At 31.7% G+C, this 4,615-nt stretch carries 5 protein-coding genes; 3 read left to right on the top strand and 2 right to left on the bottom strand.

Features of this window, described 5'->3' with window-relative positions; translation table 11 throughout:
• The first annotated feature begins 41 nt into the window (after positions 1–41).
• The 3 genes from CD129_RS07895 to CD129_RS07885 all read left to right on the top strand — a co-directional run bounded on the left by CD129_RS07895 (position 42) and on the right by CD129_RS07885 (position 2,251).
• The gene (locus CD129_RS07895; protein WP_237687756.1) at positions 42–1,013 is read left to right on the top strand and encodes a thermonuclease family protein; all 972 of its coding nucleotides are present in this window, start codon (positions 42–44) and stop codon (positions 1,011–1,013) included.
• 164 nt (positions 1,014–1,177) lie between these two features.
• Positions 1,178–1,771, top strand: a complete 594-nt coding sequence (locus CD129_RS07890) for a histidine phosphatase family protein (RefSeq protein WP_078357741.1) — start codon at positions 1,178–1,180, stop codon at positions 1,769–1,771.
• A 12-nt stretch (positions 1,772–1,783) separates the two neighbouring features.
• A complete protein-coding gene (locus CD129_RS07885; RefSeq protein ID WP_107508966.1) occupies positions 1,784–2,251 on the top strand; it encodes a GNAT family N-acetyltransferase in 468 nt (155 codons plus the stop codon).
• A gap of 91 nt (positions 2,252–2,342) precedes the next feature.
• Here the strand turns inward: CD129_RS07885 and CD129_RS07880 are convergent, their stop codons facing one another.
• Both CD129_RS07880 and CD129_RS07875 read right to left on the bottom strand, forming a co-directional pair.
• The gene (locus CD129_RS07880; protein ID WP_115337690.1) at positions 2,343–3,323 is read right to left on the bottom strand and encodes a ketoacyl-ACP synthase III; all 981 of its coding nucleotides are present in this window, start codon (positions 3,321–3,323) and stop codon (positions 2,343–2,345) included.
• 903 nt (positions 3,324–4,226) lie between these two features.
• Positions 4,227–4,475 carry a GlsB/YeaQ/YmgE family stress response membrane protein gene (locus tag CD129_RS07875; RefSeq protein ID WP_078357738.1) on the bottom strand — a complete coding sequence of 83 codons (249 nt, stop codon included), beginning with the start codon at positions 4,473–4,475 and terminating at the stop codon, positions 4,227–4,229.
• Positions 4,476–4,615: the final 140 nt, after the last annotated feature.

The following is a 4,615-nucleotide window of genomic DNA, read 5'->3' as shown; positions in this document are numbered from 1 at the left end:
GTATTATTAAAATAATGATGACTTAATTAGGAGAGAAAATAATGAAAAAGGGTTTGTTATGGTTTGTAAGTATTATTATCGTGATGATTATCATAGGTGGTTGCAGTGAAGATAATACGGAAAATGACCAAGTTAGTAAAGAAAATGAAAAGTTAAAAAGTGAACAGAAAAAATTAGAAGAAACAAATAAACGTCTTGAAGATAAAGTGAAAAAATCTGAAGAGAAAAATGAATCAGATAAGAAAGAACAAGTTAAAGAAGAGGAAACAGTAGAAAGTTCAGAAGAGAAAGTTGAAGTAGAACAAACTGAAAGTACTTCTACTGATATAAAGAAAGAAGAACAAAAGTCATATACGCCAGGTACAACTGATAGAATACCAGTTGAGCTTGCATCAACAGTTGATGGGGATACGGCTAAGTTTATTTATAATGGCAGCAAAGAATCATTTAGATTTTTGTTAATTGATACACCTGAAACGAAGCATCCTCGAATCGGGAAACAACCTTTTGGGCAAGAAGCTTCAGATAGAACGAAAGAATTACTCACTAATGCAAATAAAATTGAAGTCGAATTTGATGTAGGTGGCGAGCAAGATAAGTATCAACGATATTTAGCATACATATATGTTGATGGCGAAATGGTTAATGAAATATTAGTTAAAGAAGGTTTAGCAAAAGTAGCATACGTTTATCCACCTAGTACACGTTATTTAAATCAATTAGAAAGTGCACAAGAAATAGCAAAAGAACAAAAATTAGGTGTTTGGAGTCTTGGAAGTGCGTTTGAAGAAGATCATTCTTCTGAACAATCAACATCAAGTACATCAGATGTTCAAAGCGAACCTGAGACAACGACGGAAACACCAAGTGTAGAAAGTAATAGTGGTAGTGAATCTTATCCAAACTGTACAGCACTTAGAGAAGTATATCCAAACGGCGTACCAAGCACGCATCCAGCATATGACTCGAAACATGATAGAGACAGCGATAACTTTGCATGTGAAGCAAGTTAATAAATAAACACCCTCAAGAGCCTGAGATAAATTAATTATCTCAGGCTCTAATCATTGTATTGGTATTATATTTATTAACTATTTGGAGTTCATGTTATTTCGTGAACTGTAATTTTATAAATGGTACAATTGATTTTAAATCATTTTATAGAGAGGTCATGATTATGACAAATTTATATTTTTTAAGACACGGTGAAACGGACTGGAATGTAATGGGGAGGATTCAAGGTAGGACTGATATTCCGCTTAATTCTAATGGTGTTCGTCAAGCTAAAGAGAGTAGTGAATTTTTAACGAATTTAAATATAGATTACATTGTAACGAGTCCATTAAAAAGGGCGCAAGATACAGCGAAAATTGTTCAAGAGAAGGTTAATGTAGATTTAATTGTAATGGAAGAGTTTATAGAATTATCTTTCGGTGATGCTGAAGGTATGACGTTAGACGAACGTTTAAAATTATATCCTGATCGCGTTTATCCAAATCAAGAAGAAGAATATAGTTTTAAAACACGATTCTCTAAAGGGTTAGATATAGTACAAAATAAATATAGAAATAAAAACGTACTTATTGTATCTCATGGAGCGCTTATTAATGCGATCTTGTATCATTATTCTCATGGAGAAATTGGTACAGGGAAGATTAAACTTACAAATGGTGGGATTACATCACTTGAAATGACTGATGAGAAAGTAGAGATTCTTGAATATAATAAAATAAATCATTTATCTCAATATAATCGAATAGGTGAAATCTAGGAGTGTGACATCATGAAAATCAGAATGTTTGAAACAAAAGATGCCGAAGAAGTATGTGACTTGATCATACATACGTTGAGAACGACAAATATCAAAGATGAATCTATTGAAGAAATAGAGAAGGTAGTTAGGACGATTACACCTGAATCTATAATAGAAAGAGCGAGCTTCACGAATTTTTATTTATTTGAAGATAATTTTAAAATTATAGCAACTGGAGCTATTGGTCCGTATTGGGGTAGTGAAACTGAAAGTAGTTTATTTACGATTTTTGTTTCTCCACAATATCAAGGGAGAGGTATTGGCAAATTAATTATTGAAACACTAGAAAATGATTATTACTTTAAAAGTGCAAAGCGTATTGAAATACCCGCTTCTGTAACTGCAGTTCAGTTTTACAGAAAGTATGGATATGATTTCAAAGATGGTATTAAAGAAAAAGACGACGAAGGTATCCATAGAATGGAGAAGTTTAGGTAATATTGTTTGTTAAGATATATTTACTTAATGAATAAATCACAAAGTAAATAATACCCGCTCTTTTAATAATTAAGAGTGGGTATTATTTTTATTATATTGACCATTTAATTAAAACAGATGAATAAGTTAATCCTCCACCAAATCCTACTAGCATTAGAAGATCATCTTTTTTAATCTTGTTTTCTGAAATTGCTAGGTTAATGGATAATGGTATTGTTGCTGAAGAAGTATTTCCATAGTGTGCAAGACTCATTAAAGTTTGGTCTTTTTGAATTTTAGACTTTTCACAAATAGATTCAATCATTCTAGCATTTGCGCTATGAGGTACAAACCAATCTAAATCATCTATTGTATAACTAGATTTATCGAGTGTATTACTTACAATTTTAGGGACCGTACTAACAGCCCATTTATAAACGCCTCTTCCGTTCTGAACAACGAAACCGGGATTTTCCAATTCTTCGTTAAACATTTCTTTAGATAATTCTGAGCAATATAAATTACCACCTTTATTACCATCAGAACCAAAACTACTCGTAATAAAACTTGGATCATCTTCGGAATATTCAACTAAAAATGCACCAGCGCCATCGCCAAATAATATGCATGTGTTTCTATCCGTATAATCAGTTATTTTTGATAATGTTTCAGAACCTATGACTAAAATCTTTTTATTTTGACCTGAAGTTATAAGTCCATTTGCTATATTTAAACCATATGTAAAACCTGCACAAGCAGCATTAATATCTATTGCACCAGTATTCTCAAGTCCTAATTTAGCTTGAATATATGACGCAACACTTGGTGTTTTGTAATCAGGTGTTAATGTTGCGTTGATAATCATATCCACATCACTTAAATCAATATTATAATTTTGTTGTAAATCTAGTACTGCTTTATAACTTAAATCACTGGTATATTCATTATCTTTGGCAATTCGACGTTCTATAATTCCTGTTCTTTGTTGTATCCATTCATCTGATGTGTCTACAATTTTTTCGAAATCTTGATTGTTCATTGCTTTTTCAGGAACATAAGCATCTTGAGCTGTTATTTTTGCGTAAGAAATCACTTTTATCACCTTATTTATCTCTATATTTAGTACCTAGTACTATTATTACATAATTATACTAAGTATTAAATACGTGAATATATTTAATTATAAGTTTTATGTGTATAATAATCTGTTCTCGGGTAATAGAAGTAAAGTAGGTTAATAACCAAATAAAAGCTATGTATGAGGAGTTGATATAGATGGGTAATGTGGTAAAACGTATTCTAAGATATGTAGGTACAGCGCTTATATTTAGATTTATTCGTAAATTATTTAACAAAGGTACGAATAAAGGTTAATTAATGATAAGAATTATTAAACTTTTTTGAAAGTATTGTAAATTCAATGTTTACTTATACAATACGCCGGGTATTTAATGAGTACAAAGCTATTTACCTAGAGTGGTTTTGAAAATATTTATTCGTATATATGTAAATTAATAAACACATCATAGTTTTACTGTGATGTGTTGGACTGTCAGCAGAGGAGACTTTGTTGACAGTTTTTTTGTATAGGATTTCTGATTTTAATATATTATAAGTAGTGTTGTAAGGGACAAAATTCTGAGAAATGTCCGTAAGAGGTAGTGTAAGGGACATAATTCCGAGAAATGTCCGTAAGAGGTGCTGTTAGAGACAAAATTCTGAGAAATGTCCGTAAGAGCTGTTGTAAGGGACATAATTCTGAGAAATGTCCGTAAGACTAGTATCTAAGGAGCACAATTTGGAATTCTGCCAGTAAGAACAGTCTAAGGAGCACAATTCAGAATTCTGCCAGTAAGCGCAGTCTAAGCAGTGCAATCTAAGCATCAAACGACATATGAACTTCCAGCGACACAATCAAGTCCATTCCCACAAAGTTCATTTTCTCCATACACAAAAAAGAGCCGAGACAATTAAATGTCTCGGCTCTTAAAGCAATTTATTTTCTGATTGCTTTTAAAATAAATGAAAGTACTAAGATTAAGATGATTGAACCGATTAATGCTGGAATAATTGCAATTCCACCAAATACTGGTCCCATATCTCCTAATAATGATCCACCAATTGCTGAACCGATAATACCTGCAATAATGTTACCAATAATTCCACCTGGAACATCTTTACCTAAAATAACTCCTGCAAGCCAGCCGATTAAACCGCCGACGATTAACATTAATATAAAGCCCATAATAATTACCTGAACTGTACCCTGTCAAGTAGACAACTAAATAATAAAAATGGCCGAATTCATAGCTAAGCTATGGATTCGGCCATTTTTAATGTAATTCTATTAGTATTATAAAAATGGATATACTTAGTTAATTCATT

Origin of the sequence: Mammaliicoccus fleurettii (genome assembly GCF_003970575.1) — a bacterium.
GTDB classification, from domain to species: domain Bacteria; phylum Bacillota; class Bacilli; order Staphylococcales; family Staphylococcaceae; genus Mammaliicoccus; species Mammaliicoccus fleurettii.
Note: the sequence above shows the minus strand (reverse complement) of the source record. Positions and strands in the feature narration are given on the sequence as shown.